The organism is Caballeronia sp. LjRoot29, assembly GCF_964252755.1.
Lineage (GTDB): Bacteria > Pseudomonadota > Gammaproteobacteria > Burkholderiales > Burkholderiaceae > Caballeronia.
In genome coordinates, this window is record NZ_CAXUPU020000032.1 from 39,805 (window position 1) to 56,561 (window position 16,757).

Annotated in this window: 16 protein-coding genes; 2 read left to right on the plus strand and 14 right to left on the minus strand. The window is 56.1% G+C overall.

Going from position 1 to position 16,757, the window contains the following annotated elements; all coding sequences use genetic code 11:
* Positions 1-3: 3 nt before the first annotated feature.
* On the minus strand, positions 4-1,395 hold the full coding sequence (locus tag ACSQ83_RS27605; protein WP_436230373.1) for an MFS transporter: 1,392 nt from the start codon (positions 1,393-1,395) through the stop codon (positions 4-6).
* 210 nt (positions 1,396-1,605) lie between these two features.
* On the opposite strand from ACSQ83_RS27605, the gene ACSQ83_RS27610 reads away from it, so the two are divergent.
* Positions 1,606-2,526: a LysR family transcriptional regulator gene (locus ACSQ83_RS27610; protein WP_436230374.1), complete on the plus strand. Its 921-nt coding sequence runs from the start codon at positions 1,606-1,608 to the stop codon at positions 2,524-2,526.
* Between the two features lie 242 nt (positions 2,527-2,768).
* Here ACSQ83_RS27610 and ACSQ83_RS27615 read toward each other — a convergent pair whose 3' ends face one another.
* The 9 genes from ACSQ83_RS27615 to ACSQ83_RS27655 form a co-directional block, all read right to left on the minus strand.
* A complete protein-coding gene (locus ACSQ83_RS27615; protein ID WP_436230375.1) occupies positions 2,769-2,972 on the minus strand; it encodes a hypothetical protein in 204 nt (67 codons plus the stop codon).
* A gap of 12 nt (positions 2,973-2,984) precedes the next feature.
* Positions 2,985-3,221, minus strand: coding sequence for a hypothetical protein (locus ACSQ83_RS27620; RefSeq protein ID WP_436230376.1), 237 nt, complete (start codon positions 3,219-3,221; stop codon positions 2,985-2,987).
* Positions 3,222-3,654: 433 nt separating this feature from the next.
* Entirely contained in the window at positions 3,655-3,945 is a 291-nt protein-coding gene (locus tag ACSQ83_RS27625) for a helix-turn-helix domain-containing protein (protein WP_436230377.1), read from the minus strand.
* Positions 3,946-4,075: 130 nt separating this feature from the next.
* Entirely contained in the window at positions 4,076-4,381 is a 306-nt protein-coding gene (locus ACSQ83_RS27630; protein ID WP_436230378.1) for a hypothetical protein, read from the minus strand.
* A gap of 479 nt (positions 4,382-4,860) precedes the next feature.
* Positions 4,861-5,367, minus strand: a complete 507-nt coding sequence (locus ACSQ83_RS27635; RefSeq protein WP_436230379.1) for a hypothetical protein — start codon at positions 5,365-5,367, stop codon at positions 4,861-4,863.
* A 105-nt stretch (positions 5,368-5,472) separates the two neighbouring features.
* The gene (locus ACSQ83_RS27640; RefSeq protein WP_436230380.1) at positions 5,473-5,979 is read right to left on the minus strand and encodes a hypothetical protein; all 507 of its coding nucleotides are present in this window, start codon (positions 5,977-5,979) and stop codon (positions 5,473-5,475) included.
* Positions 5,972-8,296 carry a hypothetical protein gene (locus tag ACSQ83_RS27645; protein WP_436230381.1) on the minus strand — a complete coding sequence of 775 codons (2,325 nt, stop codon included), beginning with the start codon at positions 8,294-8,296 and terminating at the stop codon, positions 5,972-5,974. The genes ACSQ83_RS27640 and ACSQ83_RS27645 overlap by 8 nt, the downstream gene beginning before the upstream one ends.
* Entirely contained in the window at positions 8,293-9,891 is a 1,599-nt protein-coding gene (locus ACSQ83_RS27650; protein ID WP_436230382.1) for a site-specific integrase, read from the minus strand. Before ACSQ83_RS27650 ends, ACSQ83_RS27645 begins: the two co-directional genes overlap by 4 nt.
* Positions 9,836-10,843 (minus strand): tyrosine-type recombinase/integrase, encoded by a 1,008-nt coding sequence (locus tag ACSQ83_RS27655; protein ID WP_436230383.1) that lies wholly within the window; start codon positions 10,841-10,843, stop codon positions 9,836-9,838. The genes ACSQ83_RS27650 and ACSQ83_RS27655 overlap by 56 nt, the downstream gene beginning before the upstream one ends.
* Positions 10,844-11,344: 501 nt before the next feature.
* Between ACSQ83_RS27655 and ACSQ83_RS27660 the strand changes: the two genes are divergently transcribed.
* Complete coding sequence (locus ACSQ83_RS27660; RefSeq protein ID WP_436230384.1) at positions 11,345-11,602, plus strand: hypothetical protein; 258 nt, start codon at positions 11,345-11,347, stop codon at positions 11,600-11,602.
* Positions 11,603-11,879: 277 nt separating this feature from the next.
* Here the strand turns inward: ACSQ83_RS27660 and ACSQ83_RS27665 are convergent, their stop codons facing one another.
* The 4 genes from ACSQ83_RS27665 to ACSQ83_RS27680 form a co-directional block, all read right to left on the minus strand.
* The gene (locus ACSQ83_RS27665; protein ID WP_436230385.1) at positions 11,880-13,226 is read right to left on the minus strand and encodes an IS4 family transposase; all 1,347 of its coding nucleotides are present in this window, start codon (positions 13,224-13,226) and stop codon (positions 11,880-11,882) included.
* A gap of 128 nt (positions 13,227-13,354) precedes the next feature.
* On the minus strand, positions 13,355-14,344 hold the full coding sequence (locus ACSQ83_RS27670; protein ID WP_436230386.1) for a zinc-dependent alcohol dehydrogenase family protein: 990 nt from the start codon (positions 14,342-14,344) through the stop codon (positions 13,355-13,357).
* A 352-nt stretch (positions 14,345-14,696) separates the two neighbouring features.
* Entirely contained in the window at positions 14,697-15,446 is a 750-nt protein-coding gene (locus ACSQ83_RS27675; protein WP_436230387.1) for a glucose 1-dehydrogenase, read from the minus strand.
* Positions 15,447-15,758: 312 nt separating this feature from the next.
* Positions 15,759-16,748: a zinc-dependent alcohol dehydrogenase family protein gene (locus ACSQ83_RS27680; RefSeq protein ID WP_436230388.1), complete on the minus strand. Its 990-nt coding sequence runs from the start codon at positions 16,746-16,748 to the stop codon at positions 15,759-15,761.
* Positions 16,749-16,757: the final 9 nt, after the last annotated feature.

Genomic DNA, 16,757 nt, shown 5'->3' on the forward strand with positions numbered 1-16,757 from the left:
CTCCTAGCCTTGAACAGCGTTCGAATTTTCAGGAAGCGCATCTTCTGGTAGACCGAGGTCCTTTGTTTCAGGAAGAAACCAGGGAAGAATCATGCCGATGACATACACGGATCCAAACATTAATGCCGCATGAGATACGCCGCCCAGCGACTTGATCATGGAGCCGGACAGAATCGGGAAGACCCAGGCAACCAGGCGGGCAGAGTTGAAAACAAAGCTTGTAGCGGTCGAGCGGACAGACGCATTGAACAACTCGGCCGGGTAAATGGCCAGCCAGGCGAACGTACACCCCAGGGTGAAGAAGCCGTTGATCGCGGCAATGGCCAGCATGCCTTCGACGGAACTGATCCAGCCGTAAGTCAGGACAGTGGTCGCCAATGACCCGGCAAAACCCAGGAAGAGGAACCATCGGCGCCCCACGCTATCGATGATGAAGCCTGACAGCATGTAGGCAATGATCGCACCGACCGTGTAGACAATCGATACCGAAGAGATCCAGTGACCGGCGTTGACAACATGTTCCTGCTTGGCCAACTCTGCCGTGCGTGCCGGAAGCCAACTGGAAACAGCCCACCAGCCCACGATCGTCACAATGGACAACACGGTTGTCAGGACGATCCGGCGAACCGACTCTCGCTCGCTGAATACCTGCTTCAGTGTGAACGGGCGCTTGGTGGGTTGGTCGCTCACGGCGGCGGAGCCGGTTGCGTTCCATTGTTTGTTGCGCACGGCTTCCTGCCATTGTTCCGATTCGTCCACGCCGCGCCGGATATAAAGAACAAAAAACGCGGGCAACGCGCCAATCACGAACATAACGCGCCAGTTGTCTGCACCTAACGGGTCGGCGCTGGTTAAGGCATACCAGGCCACGGCGGCGATCAGCGTGCCCCATCCAAAACCCGACTGCAAAAAGCCGGCACCCTTAGCCCTCGCTTCACGCGGCCACGTCTCGGCAATCAACGCGATGCCTGTGCTCCATTCGCTTCCCATGGCAAGGCCCGTCAGGAAGCGCAGTACGCACAGATAGACCAGGCTGCCTGAGAACGCTGTGCATCCTGTCAGTATTGCGTATGCGAGAACCGACCACATCATCATCGGCTTGCGTCCGACATAGTCGGCAAGAACGCCGCCCACCAGGCCGCCAATACCCCAGCCGAGCAGGGTAATTCCGATCACCAGTCCTGCGTAGAGCGGCAGCGAACTCATCTGGCCTGGCGTCAGCACCGAATGCATCAAAGCGGGCAGCACCATGATGAGAGCGAGCGCCTCATATCCGTCAAAGATCCATCCGAGAAACGCACCATTCAGTGTGAGCCAGTGTTTCCTCGTCAACTTTGCATACCAGCGGGGAGATGGTGCAAGTTGCGCCGGAGAATCGTTCACCATGTCGTTCATGGATTTGTCTCGATTTTATATTTTGAAGGGTTTGCCAGATGACCGCTCTTTGCTTTAGAGCGTGCCAGCCCTCGGCAGCATCGGAATTGAACCCAGAAGTGCTTGCCGAGGCTGGATTATAATATTGACAAATAGTCAAAACTACTGCTCTCTCACGAACAGAGCCATCGTCCATGACGATGCGTGACACTGCTTTTTTCCAAGGGATCCATGCGCATCGATATCGAGTCCCTTAGAGTCTTCTTGGCAGTGGTGGAAGAGGGGAGTATTGCAACTGCATCCCGGGCACTGCATCTGGTGCCTTCTGCCGCTAGCAAGCGGATCTCGGATCTCGAGAAAGATGCTGGCTCGCCCCTTTTTTACCGTCATAGTCGCGGTGTTTTGCCTACGCCAGCCGGCATCGCCCTGTATGGCCATGCAAAACAGATTTTCGAGCAGATCAGGCACATCGATACGCTGTTAAGCGAATACTCTGGCGGTATCCGGGGTCACGTGCGGCTGTCCGTGACCTACACAGCCATGGTGCATTACTTGCCGGCGGATTTACGCCGTTTTGCGAGCTTGCATCCGGAAATCAAAATAGATCTGATTGAAAAGCCAAGCGATGTGGTGGTAAGAATGGTTGAGAACGGGGTCGTCGATTTCGGCATCTGCGCCATTCCCGACCCGTCCTTGAGGTTGACTTGCTTGCCATACAGGATTGACCGGCTGTTCCTGGTGGTGCCCGTCGACCATGCTTTTTCCAAAAGGAAGTCAATTAGCTTTGAAGAGACGCTAGATTGCGACTATGTTGGCATGCAAGAGGGTGCGTCGATTCATACGCTTTGTACACGCGCGGCGGACGCTGCCGGCAGACAACTGAAGCTCCGGATTCAGGTAACGAATTTCGAGGCTGTTCGCAACATGGTTGCCGCCGGTCTGGGGATAGGCATCTTGCCCAAGGTGGGAATACCCAAGCACGAAAAAGCGCGATTAGTCAATATTCCTTTGGATGAACCGTGGGCGGAGCGTCCCTTAAGTATCGTATGCCGTGAGCTTGAAAACATGCCAGCTCCCGCTCGCATGATGGTTGAGCAACTGATGCAGGAAAGGCCTGGATTCGGCGCTGCCGATGCGTTATCGATTATGTAGATCAGGAAGCGGCGCATCGTTTCGCTCCTGTGCAAACGCCTCCTCAATCCACATTGAATACACGGTGTTTGGCAAGCACGCCGACTATCCGGCCAAGCTGCTCGAGTCGGAAAGTCATGTCCCAGCATACCAACGCGTGCGTGAACGCGCGAAAGGAGTTCAATTTCCTCATCATTGCTCGCACGGATGCTACTTATCTCAAAGACAATCCGGAGGGAGTGGTTGCACGCGTCAATGCCTATCTAGACGCGAGAGCGGACGCGCATTTCATCGTATTCAAAGGTTTTATTGGTACGCTCGCGGAGTTTTGTATTCGCGCTGTTGGCGTTGCAAGTGGGCGCATAGTGGGTACGGGCGCGAGAGATGGCGCCGAAAGTGGCGCCGTTGCCGCGCATGAAGACCAGCAATTCAACCTGCTGGCCAAAAAGCTGCAACACGGCAGACAAATAGGTGGCGCGCTAATTTTCGTCCATCACGTATTGGCGCCGTGTTTCAGAAAGCACGGCGGTCACCTTCGTCATGTCTTCCATGTCGCCCGTCAAGACATCGATGAAATGCCAGTTGTGACCATCAGGCGCTGCGGGCACAAGCTTCACAGGTAGCCCCACACGGTAAGTTGGGCTGAGTCCGGCCGACTCCAGTTTCTCGTTGATTACCTGCTGGATCTCCTTGGCGGAGCGTGAATCCTTGATCATGCGGATACTCCTTTGCGGTTTCCGGGATTAGTCCGGGCGCGGCGGCTAGATTGCTGCTTTGTCGTCTGGTGCACTTTCGGTATTCTCTTTTTCATGCTTGATGGCGGTTTCTTCCCTGGTTGCGGAGCATGTTCCGCAACTGGGCGCAATCTTCTCGCCGTGATTTTTCTTTTCCTGCTGCACTTTCTTGTCATGCGGAATGTTGCGGGGATCGGTCGTGAACGTTTCTCGGATGTTGGTAAATAGGCCGCGTGGGCGTGCGGTCTCCTGAAGACGTGCGCAGGTTTCGGGCCCGTCCTTCGATTAGATTGTGCCAAACAGAGTTTGGAAGAGAAGCGATCCGGAATGGCGCGATGCGGTTCGTTAAGATTTTGCTCAGCTCATGATCGCTCGCCGAGATGATCAAACATTTGCGCTTCCGAAAAACACTGCTTTACAGCAAGTCGGAACGAAGTTCCCGGACGCCGCACCCAAGACGTTCCCGCAACAGCGAACGTAATGTCGCGCCGGTTTCGTAACCCACTTCTGCCGCAATCGATTTGAGATCGAGGTAGCCGCTGCGGATCAGCGACTGAGCATGTTTCACGCGCCAGTCCTGAGAAAAAGCGAGCGATGATTGCCAGAGCACTCCCTGACAGCGACGCTGCAGCGAGCGCTTGCTGGTGGCAAGCGCGCTCGCAGCATCCTGCAACGGAAACCCGCGCGCAGATTCTTCCGTGACCATTGCTTAAAACGCTGGATCAGTGGATCGGCCCGCGCGAGATGATTCGGAATAATGTATCCGCCTGTGACGAGCGGATATCGGCGAGCAGATAGCGGGACACCAGTGCAACAAGTTCAGGGCTTCGTCCGGATTAGCCACAGCCCAAGGTCACGGCGCCTGCCGTTGCGCCAATGTTCAAAGGCACTAGCATTCGCGATTTATCCACGGAGACTGCCGGATAGCGCTGCCGGAAGAGCGGTGCCAGCCCCCAGTTTGTAGTGACTTCGCGGCCGTCGAACAGCCCCGCCTCGGCAAGGATGAAAGTGCCAATGCACAAAGCACCCAGACGCTCGCTCGCGGCCCGCCATGCCACCAAGTGCGTCTTGGCATCGAACACATCCGAACGTTCGACCAAGGCCAGCATTGCGTCTGGCATGTAGGTAGCGAGCGCGGGCACGATTACCTGCCGCAATGCTCAATCTTGCGTACGGAAAACTTATCTCCCTCACGGGTGCTTGGCTAGATGAAGTCCAAAACATGGAAAAGAGGGTAAAGCATCAACCAAGCATTGCAGCACCCGATGATTCCCTTTGATGACGGGCCATGCTACGCGATCATTTGCCTCTCTCGGACCATTAGCGAGCGACCGTTATTGCGAATGTCGAACGTCCCTTGTGGAGTCGATCATAGTTAATCGTGCTCGTGTATTTAGGTATCCTATCAAAAAGTGATTCTTGGCACCTAGGGTGTGGTGTTGCGAAGGTCTGTTCTTCGACTCTTCCTTTATTTATAGGTGACAAGTTATCCACAGACGCACAGTATCTGCGGAGGTGCTGTTGCGCTAACGAAGAGCGGCCTAGCGTTGCGCGCCAAAGCGCGTAGTGACGCAACACCCGTGGCACACCGTCGACACAACATGCTTGGTCGTTGTTGCGCTCACACATGTCGATCCCCGGCGGCTCTGGTCCCGAGTCGCCACAGCATGTCGATGTTTTTCAGATATGTGGCGACGTCCTCAGGTGCCGCGTGGATGATTGGATGTCGCGAACTATCAACGCTGTTCACTTCCGCCGTCCACGGATCCTCGAGGCTCGTGCAAACGCTTTCGACATCCTCACGATAACGCTGGACTCTCGCGCCATCCCACGCTTCAATGACGCCTGGCGCCAGGAGTATCGAGAGCACGCCTTTCCGTTCGCCGATGAATCGAACCGGAGCCAGCAGCCCGGCGAGGTAGAGGATCAGAATCGCATCAATGATCCGCTCGTCGTGGTCCTCATCCCAGACAATAGCGAAGTCAAGGAACGTGGCGCTCTGGAGCGGATTCAGCAGCTCATCGTGCCACGTCGGGACTCGCAGAACGGAGTAGTGAGTTCCCCGACCGAGATGGCCCACGGGACGAGTTTCATCATGCAGCGTCTGGAAGAACGGGCAGTAGGACATGTGACACTCCTTTCGGGAGAGGGCGGCGCCAGCCGTGAGGCTCGGCCATTTCGTGGCAAAGCGTTCGACAACGTTAGCATACCGCTGTAACGCTAGACCACGAATTCAGCGTCGCTTCTTCGCCGGGCCACGTACCGGCTCGACGCGAGAGTCCGGGGGCATCGCAGACACTGTCGCCTCCGGCAGCGCACCAAGCTCGGCGAGTTTGTCTCGTGCTTCCCGATACGGCTCGTAGAACTTCGCCCACTTGCTGAAACCACCCAGTTCACCAACGGCGCGTAGCATGGCGAGGTGCGATGCCGTTAGCAACTCAACAGTCGACTCAAGCTCTGCGATCTGGATATTCTTGTCGGCTAGTGATGTTGCCGTGTCTGCGCCGGACCGTCTTGCAACGCGAGCGCGCCAGCGCCGATACTCCGCCTGACGCTGCTGATATTCAGCAAGCAGCTTACTTCTTGGTTCACTGCGCGTGATAGATGATGCAGCATTGATGGACGGGTGCCGTCGGGCGACGGCGCGTGCCGTAATGTCTTCGTCATCGGCCAGCAACCTTTCGAGGATCTCGCGCATTTCGTTGTTGTTGGAAGGTGCAATCTCGTTTGGTTTAGTCATCAAGTACTCCACGTTCCCGGGGCTGTGACAGGTCCGGGCCATCCGGAAAGGGACGTTCTCCTGGTGGCGTCGTGAGAAGCTTCCGTACGCCGGCCAGGCGCTTTTCTGCATGGTCGAGCTGATTCCTCCAGCCGATGCTCGTCGACGGCCGGGTTTTGATTGTTTCCACCGCGAGCTTGAATTTGCCTTCTAAGCGAATGAGGTTCCGTCGATTCTCCGGCAGATCAGTTGCCGAGAGATGGCGGCAATCCGCGAAGCATTCGAGATGTTTGGGGCACGGGTCAACCGTAAATGAATTGAGGCAGTGCCCGTACGGCGTAGCATGGAAACCGTCCGCTTCAGCGCGCAGGTACTCATACGCCGCGGCATCACCCTGGGTTGCCTGGATGCGGTGGAACGCATCGACGATCGGACCGTTGGCTTTGCCGCCTTTGATGAGCCGGGCAACCGTACTTGCTTTTTCACCGAGCATGATTTCGATGTCCTGGGGGATCTCGATCTGATCGAGATCTTCTGCCAGGCTGCGATGATCGTATTCGTAGCTTTGTGCGACGCTACGCCGGTTGAAGCGTTTCGAGATGATCGTGTCGGCAACGCCCAGCCGAAACAGCTCCGTGTTTTGCAGATGACGCAGCATGTGCGACTCGAGCTTCAACCCGCGATCCTCGTCCGACTCACCGTATTTTTCGAATAGCGATGGTATTTTCTTGTCATCACCAAGCGCAAGGCCAATGAACCTTGGATCTGGCCGGCTGACTGCCATGTAGCGAGTTACGTCGCACAGCCCATCGTTGCGCTCCTCGGCGAGCGAGCGCTTCGGCTGAACCAATAGAAATTCCCATGGCTGCGCAGCGCCGATTGCCAACTGCAGTGGCGTCGTATCGGATACCTTCGTCGGCGTTGTGGAGCGGATGTGATCCTCCAGTTCGCCGATATGCAGGTATGTGCGGTGCCAGTTCATGCGTTCGCGCAGCCCGACGACCTTGCCGTCTGCATGACGGAAACGCAAAGTTATCTGTCCGCCGCCCATCTGTTTCTGCAAGCGATGGCCAAGCTGATACACGGCCATATCCAGCGTGAGCTGATCACTGCGCTGCAGTTCCGTTTGATGGCGATGCAAGTCAGTCAGTACGGTCGGATCGAAGCCGTCTCGATAGCGTTCAATAAACTGCTCGCGCGGGATATTCAGCCAGAATGGGTTACCCATCAAGCATGTGTACATTTCGGTGAACGGTACAAGCTCATCGAGCTGGTACCTTGGCAGGAGTCGACCAGTTTCGCATTGCAGCTTCAACGTCGCGCGCAGCGGCCTGGTGAGTTTTGCCACATGCTCGAGGGTCTCGGTGAGCAGTGCCCGGAACATCTCCGGCACAGGTTGAGCTTTTTCAACCAGAACCCGGCTGTCCGATTCCCCGATCTGCTGCTTTTCGGCAAAGTGGCGAATCATAAGCGACGATGAGATTCCGCCGGCTTCCCCTGCCGAGCGCCCCTTTGAGTCGAGGTGGGTGCGCTCTCGCTTCCAATCGGCAGGTAGCAAAGCCGCTTCGCCAACGCGCAAGCCCGTCACGATCATGGTGCGTATGGCGGCAAACCGCACGTCGTCAATAAATGTGCGCGGCTTTTCTGTCATCACGATGCGGGTCAATTCCCAGAACGCGCGCCGCTCTGGCAGTCGCTCGACACGCTTGCGCGCTTCCAGATCGGCACGCAGCTCATCTTGCGACCACGTATGCTTGGCCTTGATTGCGCTTTTTCCGCGCATGCGTGGAACGTCGAGCGCCGAGTACAACTGTCCGGCATCGCAGAGGTGCTGGGCATCGAATATCACTTTAGCAACACCAACGACCAGATCACCCAACTTTCCGCTGGCCTGTATTGCCTTTGCAACGCGAGCAGCCAGCTGCAGGTCATCGACCGTCAACTGCCACGGTTCCTTTCTCGCACACGTGGCAACCACTCGCAGCGGCCTGGCAATGCATTGCAAGACGTATGCTGTCGTATTGCGTTTGAACAGCAACTGTTCCGCCACGGCCGCCTTGATGAGATCCTGCCAAGCAGGTGACAGCGTCGCGCGAGCACGCCGTGTCTCGCCCGTCGCAACGAGTTCGGCATTGATGATCGCCAACGCCTTTAGTTCGGCGCCAAAGTCTCTTAGATAGTGCGTTGGAGGGTGGACATCGCCGGCAACGGCAGTGAGATCCCAACCGTTCTTGTCGAGCGCGGAGCCTGTTTCGTCGAGAGGGATTTCCCACGGCAGCCCCTTTTCACTAGCCAGTGTTCTGCCCAGTTCGACGAACGCGCAGTAGTGCGGATTCATCGTCCATTCCCTTCCATTTCAGTGATCACCGCTTGTATCTCGGCAATCGTGCGTTGCAATTGCAGATAGGCTGGCGAGCTGGTGTCACCGCGAGAACTCTGATCGAAGAACATGACCACTTCACGCATCTCGACCAGCACGCGCTCATGCATCGCCTTGTCGTGTAGAGGCATGAACTTCGGGCAGCCATAGCACGAGGTGATCGGGTTGTAGGGGCAAGCCGGTTGCCCGGAGGTGCAACCACCGATACCGGCGATCGGAACGCCGTGCGGTACGCCTGCAATTTGCTGTTCACCTTTGAGACTGGAGAGCTCTTCCTGCGAGATGAACCGGTCGTGTGCAATTTTCGCCACGCGGCGGTATAGATCAGAAGCCCCTAGCGCGCGGTTCACGCGTTCCGCATGGGATGCCGATGTTTCGTAGTACACCAGCCCGGTCTGCACGTGCGAATGGCCCATAAACTCGGCGAGCTCTTCGTGGCTTGCACCGGCGTCAACAAGCCGTTGCGCTGCAGTGTGGCGAAGGTCCGTAGCCGAGCCGAGATCATCAGAGCCGATCAGTTTCCTCACAAGCGAGGCGATCCGAACTCCCGCCTCGTAGTTGGACTCGACAGCGAAGAAGCGTGTGGGACCGGCAACGCCCTCGGCTTGTCGTCGCGCGCATATCGCAACGAAGATCGGAACCCATTCACGCTTGACGCGCCTGGTCAGCGGCTTTCTTTTCGAATTGCTCCGCTGCTTGGCCATGTGGAAGGTCAGATGAACTGTGGGGAGCGCCTCCGGTGCCTCCTGCCAGATACGCACATTTCGTATGCTCAGCATTGCGATCTGGATTGGGCGCATGGCGAACTGATAGGCACACAGCAACATGCCAGCGTCGCAGACATTCTCGTGCACCGTCTCCACGGACGATGTGAGAGCCTCAGCCATTTCATCCAGATGCCGCACAATCGCGGCCTCTTCGTCTGCGCTCAGGAATACATCACCAGACCGGACTCCAGCATAGGCATCTCTCGCTGGCAAGGGAAGGGCGGTGGTGATGTAGATGTCGTAGGTATCGGACCAGCCTTGCAGCCTGTGACGGCATAAGAGCCGAAGCAGCGCTTTTGCCAGGATATAAGCCAACAGAGGCATCTCGCGCACCCGCAGTCTGGTCCAGACAGCAGTGATTCCGATGGGACCAGCACGAACGATGTCAGTGACATCATCGAACGCCAAATGCAAGGCAGCAATCACGTAGTTCGCCGCGGTCGATACGCTGAGATCTTCGCCAAGCAGGAACAGGAAGACGTGCTTCAACAGTACGGCGTGAGTGTCCGCAAAGCGCGCAAAGTCGACCCTGATCGTCCTGCCGTTGATTGCCAGTTCAAATACCGCTCGATCCGCCGGGTCCCGGATCGAATGCTGCACGTCATCGAAGTCGTCGTAATAGCGAATGACCGACGGCAGTACCGGCAATCCCGCCACAACCTGATCAATGACGTCATCGACAGGAAACCGACCCGGAAACAGGCTCGACTGCACTGGAGGCTTGCCCATATCAGACGCTCTTGGGCAAAGCGCGCAGCAGCGCGACCCGGTCATCGAAGGCGTCATTCCAAACACCCGCCAATCGATCCTCAAACACACCGCGCGCATACCGCGACGGCATGGTTGATGTCTTTGACCAGCCGAAGAACGTGCGCAGCTTCTGGAGGGCTTCATCCATCGGATCACCATGTTCTAGCAACTGATGGAGCCGGACAACGACACATGAATGTCGAAGGTCGTGCGGCGTGACAACGGTTTTTCCCGTCCGGTCATTCAGTTCTTTGACCGCCTCAATCGGCAAGCACCTCGAAATCTGCGCGAATACCTTCGTCAGCGTTTCAGTCGACAACGGTGTGTTGGCCTGTGAGTTCAACAGAAACGAGTGACCAGGCCGGCCCCGATAGTTTTCGACATAGGTTCGCACCACATCGGCCGTCAACTCGCTGACTGGCACCTGGCGAATCGAATGCACAGTCTTGATGCTGGGCTTTGAATAGCGAGGGTCACGGTCGGCTTCCTCGTACTCGTTATCCTGCACATTGAGCCAGTACCTCGTGCGTCGTTGCTTGTGGTCGTAGGCACTTTTCACCGCGTCCGCCGCAAGCAACAAAACTTCGCCGCGCCGCAATCCCTGGTGCAGCATCAACACAAATGCGACGAAGACCCGCCACCGCGTCTTGTCGCGTCCAAACGGATTGTGCGGGGATTTTGGGTCAAGCAGCGCATATAGCGCTTCGATGGTACTCGCCGGCAACGAGCGAACCGTCTCCACCGTATTGTCCTTGCGGACATGGAGCTGGCTATAAAGCGTGGAAAGCCTGTGCAGTCGCTGCTCGATGCGCTGAAGCCGCTCATCAGAGGTCTGGCTCGTGGATAACCAGGTCACGATGGCCGTCACGAAGCCAAGCCCCGTTTGCCAACGTTTCTCGTCTGCGCCGCTCACCGCCGATTGATTGCGAATGGAGACGAACCATGATTCTAGAATCTCGGCGAGGACTTCGTCGTTGAGCTCGGCCAACGCGTCATCCAAGGCGTTGGCCCCACGGAGACGGTCCGCATGTCGATACAAATCTTCGAGATACCGCAGCTTCTTTAAATGTGTCGATTCGGCGAGCTGCGAAGCGGATACGACTGACCAGACTGCAGCCCAGTATCGTGGCACACCGAAGTCGTCGACCAATACCGGACCACGAAGCACAGCGGGCGCTGAGGCACCGAACAAGTGTTGAAACACGGAGACCGTCCGCTGAAGTACGCAACGCACAAAGATACCATTTATCGAAAATGCCGTTGCGTGACAAACCGGATAAAGACCATCAAAAAACAACAAACTCAAACATACCAGTTCAATTGATAATTCTTTTTATGTAAAGTTTATGCAGGAGCAGCTCCTAGTTGAAGCAGCAAGCCTGCTTTGCCGATGCAGAGCGGCGGCTCCAACAGGACCCGCTAAGAAGCGGTCGAGATTCAGCGCAATGCCTAGGCACCCACGACGCGTCCACGGACTGAGAAGCGTCGGTTGACGATTGGTGACTCCTTTTTAAACCTCAAGGTCAACGATCGCGACCAGTCGAGTCGCTTCGCCATCGGTACGAAGAATCTCCGTGCGTTTTCCGACGTCTTTGAGTTGCATCAAAGCCACTACCGGCTGCGCTACGAAACGAACAATTTATCCGTTGCTACTAGCAATGTTGCATGGTCGGGCGAGGAGCCAGCGTTCATCTTGACGACGTCCGAATTCGGTTGGAACTCGATGCTGCTATGGTGGGCATCATGACAGCTCGGTTGGAAGTTTGGAGCGATGCCGCGTTGGTGTTTTTTCGACTTTCAACACAGTGATATTGCGGGGTTCTACTGGAGACGAGCTCGCCAAGCTGCAGCTTAGCCGCGCCAAGCTGATCCCGAGAAGACCCGGCCAAGAGATAACTCGGCCCATCGCTAAAGCCTCCCGCGGTCGGAGAGGGGCTGTCTAATCGCGGTCCATTCCGGTGTCAGAAGGACATCGGCCCACGTAAACCATATGCACGTGGGCGAGGTCACCTGAACCCATCTCGTTATACAGAAGTGTCGTAGCCGTCGCGCAAGATCTGGATGGTGATCACGGCATCCATGACTCGCTGCATGCCAATCCATAGCGTCTTCGCGCCCGGTTCGCCGTCGCTCTTGCGCCCGAGAAATCCGCCCAGCGAGGCGACCATCCGTATCATCTGGTTAAGCGTCGGCGGCTTTTTTGGACGCGCCTTCTTACAGAGCACATGGGCGCCGTGTATCTCGTCAGCCGCAAAGAACAGCGACGCGTTCAACTCCGGACAGGTTCTGCCCACACGCATGAGCCGCGCGATACGCCACGAAACGACCATATACAGCACGAGCGCCTTTTCCACCCGCTCCATCTGTGAGAGTTGCAGTGCCTCGACCCCGCAGGCGTTCTTCAGGACGTTGAAGAACATTTCTATTTCCCACCTCGCGCGGTACCAGTCAACGAGTTCGATGAGGGCATGCGCATCACCTGCTTCGCGGTTGGTCACAAGACGCCAGATAACGGGCTTCACACCCGCTGGCGCATCCACTTCATACGCCTCGACGCAGGTTAGCTTGACACCGGCACGCCCGGGCAGCGTGACGCGCTCGCTACGCAATTCCTGCCTCACTTCACGCGCCTTCTGTCCGCTGCGCCCGGGCAGCACGAAGCTGATATGGCCGAGCACCCTGCTGGCGTGCACCGTCTCCCACAAACTTGCTTCGCCCTTGAGCGCGCGATTGTGTTGCGAGCGCATCAGCCAGTCCGCCGGTTCACCCAGTTCCTGCGCACGCTGCATGAGCGCGGCGATGTCGCCTTCACGATCGGCCACATACACCAGCCGCGTGTCAGGCAGGGCCCGTGCCTGTTCGGCCACGATCTCATAGCTTTCGATCCACCGCGCACTTTCCTTAACGCCCCCACGCTTGCCGTTTGCATCGCGTGGTTCGCGCGCCCACATCCATGCGTTCATCACACCCAGCGGCTCCCGATCCGGTGTCACCGCATAGGTCGCGTGAAGATACATGCCTACCTGTGCTTCATAGCAGAGCGGGCCAGCCCCTTCGATATCCTGACCGTTAAAGTTCAGCTCTGTCGTATCGGCAATGCACAGCACCACCGGCAACTGCCCCATGCGTGCCGTGGTACGGTCCCAATGCGGCTGCATCATGTGGCGCCAGTCGATGTGCTCATTGCCCAGAAAGCGATATGCAGCGATCGTCTCTGACCAGCCTTCGCACGCGCCCGGAATGCTGGCCGTGGGCCGGCTGGCGAACCGTTTGAGCAGTTCCTTCGCGCGCCGGTCTCGCCGTGGATCACCCAAATCCAGCGTCTCAAATTCCTCGTCCACCCATGCTCCTGCGTCGTCTCGGATCTTCATGCTGAAAATCCGAGAGTAAACGCGAAATCCGCACAGTTAACAACCCCCTTGTGGCTTCTTTTTTACTCCACCATCGTTGCCGCAAGTGTCGAGTTGTGTATAAAGAGATGACCTGAACCCGCTTAAAGTTACACCGTCACAACGATTTTGCCGAACTGATTGTTCTTCTCGAGATAGCGGTGTGCATCGACTATCTCATCGAAAGAAAAGATTCTATCGATCATTGGTTTCAAGGCTCCCGAACTAAGGCCCTTAGTGATGAATTCCACTGCGGCCTTTTGCCGAACTGCATCGCCCGTCGTGTTCCAAATGGTGTAGCCCATGATCGTGGGCAATTTTATTAGCAGATCAAGATACGAAAGTTGCGCGGGCTCCTCACTCAAAGCTCCGTACGCAAGAAGAATGCCCCCGGTTGTCATCGCCTTGATTAGCTTGCCAAAGCTCGGGCCGCCGACCGGATCAAACACAACTCGTGCTCCAACGCCATCGGTGATCCGCATTACTTCGCTCACCAAATCCTGCTCATCCGTTACGATAACGTGGGTGGCGCCAGCCTCTACCAGTTGCTGGCGTTTTGCTTTCGTACGAGTTAAGGCGATCGGCGTAGCACCGAGCATATTCACAATTTGAATTGAGGCTAGCCCCACGCTGCTTGACGCCGCAGGAATTAACACAACGTCACCAGTTTTCAGTTTTGCCGCTTCGACAAAGGCGCCATATACCGTAATAAACATCATCCAAATCGACGATGCCTCTTCAAAAGACAAATTAGGTGGATGCTTTACCACGGCGCTCGCTGGCGCAAGCACGACCTCACCATACATTCCATACTGATTTTGCGAGAACGCTGGTACTGTGTTGACCGCGTCGCCCTTCTTGAAACCGGTTACACCGGAGCCTACCGCGTCCACGAATCCAGCGGCTTCGTAACCGAGCCTCGCGGGAAGCTTGACCTCTTCGATATACTCGCCAGTACGCCACATCGATTCCGCGCGATTTAGCCCAATCGCCTTGACGCGGATTCGAATCTCGCCTTCCCCGGGCATAGGTACATCGATATCTTTAAATTCCAACACTTCAGGGCCGCCTGGGGCGGTAAATTGAACAATGCGCGACATGATTGAATCCTCGATATTTTAAAAACGGAAGTGAAGTCACAACTTTGCGCACCTAGCAAACCAAGTGCGAAATGCTTTATTGGAAACGTCGACAACACGTAAGAAACAGACGGATGTCAATTAGTACAACGTACTATCCACGGTTGCAGAGATTAGGTTTCATCTGCTTACTTCTATTTGATCTCTGAACGCGTCAAAAAGGACGTCCTTGCGGTCGAAATTCCTGCAAGATGAAAGGCCGACCATACGCTTTACAGGAGCGCTCCATGCTATTCAAACGTCCACGCATTGCCATTCTTTGAATCACGGAACTTCCCAGTCAACCGATAGGCTGGGCGGCTGTAGGTCTGGATTATTGCGTCGTGTATCCGCCATCGACCAGGATCGACTGTCCATTGAAGTATGCTGCCTTATCACTTCCAAGGAAGACAATTGCGTCGGCGATTTCCTCTGTAGTTCCCGCCCGCCCCGCAGGAACTGAGTTAAGGAAACTAGATCTCGTGTCGACGTCCCGTCCAACGAAGCGCTCCATCATATCGGTTTGAACGGGGCCCGGTGCGATTGCATTAACCCGGACACCCGACGGGGCGGCTTCCAATGCTGCCGACTTGGTTAAGCCGTTAACTGCGTGCTTGCTCGCGACATAGACAGAAGCCCCGGCGAAGCCTACCTTGCCGGCGATCGACGATATATTAATAATGCTTCCGCTGCGCTGTTTTAGCATAATCGGGAGCTCGTACTTTAGGCAAAGGAGTGTGCCCAAAACATTGGTGTCAAAAGTGATGTGGAAGTTCTCCACCGTCTGTCCTGGTATATGCCCTTGCTCACCTTCGGTGCCAGCGTTGTTCACCGCGACGTCGAGGCGCCCGAAACGTTTCAAGGTAGCGGCTACGAGGCTGCGAACATCCTCTTCGGCCCTCACATCGGCCTTAATAAATTCCGCTTCGGCTCCGAGCGCCTCGAGTTCGACCCGAACCTTTGCCCCAGCGTTCTCGTGACGGCCAGAGACGACGATTTTTGCACCGAGCTTCGCATACGCGACGGCTGTTGCGTGGCCAATGCCTGTTAAAGCACCGGTGATCAATACGACTTGCTTGGCCATGGCCGACCCTGCCTGGAGATTGGTCGTCGAGACGGTTGTTCCGCACGAGTATGACTAAATATTTGCCTCTCAGTCGGCAAGCAACATCTACATAACACAAAGCTCGTAACTCGCATTAAAGAAACAGCGTCAAAATCGCAGGGGATTGACCTTGTATCGACAGCGTGACAGAGTTAAGCGACGAGCTCTTTGGCCTCGTACTGCTCGATGCCCTACATCGCAATGCGACACCTTGATTTGTCCCGGCAAAATGCAGGTATGTGTGAGCAAAGAAGAGATCCGACGCCCCTGGTGTGACCGAGGCGCTTGCACTTAAACGGTAACGACGATCTTGCCGAACTGGCCGTTGTTTTCGAGATACCGGTGAGCTTCAACCATATCTTCGAACTTAAAGGTTCGATCAATAACCGGTTTGAGCGCACCACTTTCAAGGCCTTGCAGGATAAATTGCACTGCGGCCTTCCGCCGAGCTTCATCACCACTTGTTAGCCAGATGTTGTGCGCCTTTATGCTCGGCATTTTCGCAATCATTGCTAGAACGGGGATTGGAGTGTCGCCATCTGCGAGTGCGCCATAAATGTAGACTGTGCCTTGAAAGGCCAGCGCGGATATCAACTTCGGAAAGTTAGGTCCACCTACAGGGTCGAAAGCGACGCGCGCGCCCTTGCCATCAGTGATGCTCATCACTGCTTCAACGAGATCGACTTCATCAGTGGCGATCACATGCGTGGCGCCAGCCTCGAGCAATTGCTTGCGCTTGGCCGAGGTTCGCGTCAACGCAATGGTCGCAGCCCCTGCGTAGTTTGCGATCTGGATCGCGGCGAGCCCTACGCTGCTGGATGCCGCCGGAACGATAACGAAATCCCCTTTCCCGACCTTGGCATCCTCTATGAGCGCGCCGTAAGCGGTGACGAACATCATCCAGACCGACGCTGCTTCGACGTGCGACAAAGACTTCGGATGCTTCACCACGGCGTAGTCCGGCACGGTGATGATTTCGCCATACGTGAAATACTGATTCATCGAGAACGACGGGATCACGTTGACCTCCTCGCCAACTGCGATACCCGTGACGTCTGCGCCGACAGCATCGACGATACCAGCGGCTTCATACCCCAGTCCAGCCGGAAACTTGACGGGCTCAATGTAGTCATCAAGTCGCCACATCGACTCGGCGCGGTTGATGCCGATAGCTTTGACCGTAATGCGTACTTCACCAGTGCCAGGCTCCGGCACTTGCGTCTCGATAAATTCGAGAACTTCCGGACCACCGGCTTGTGCGAACTTGATAGTGCGTGACATGTAAACCCC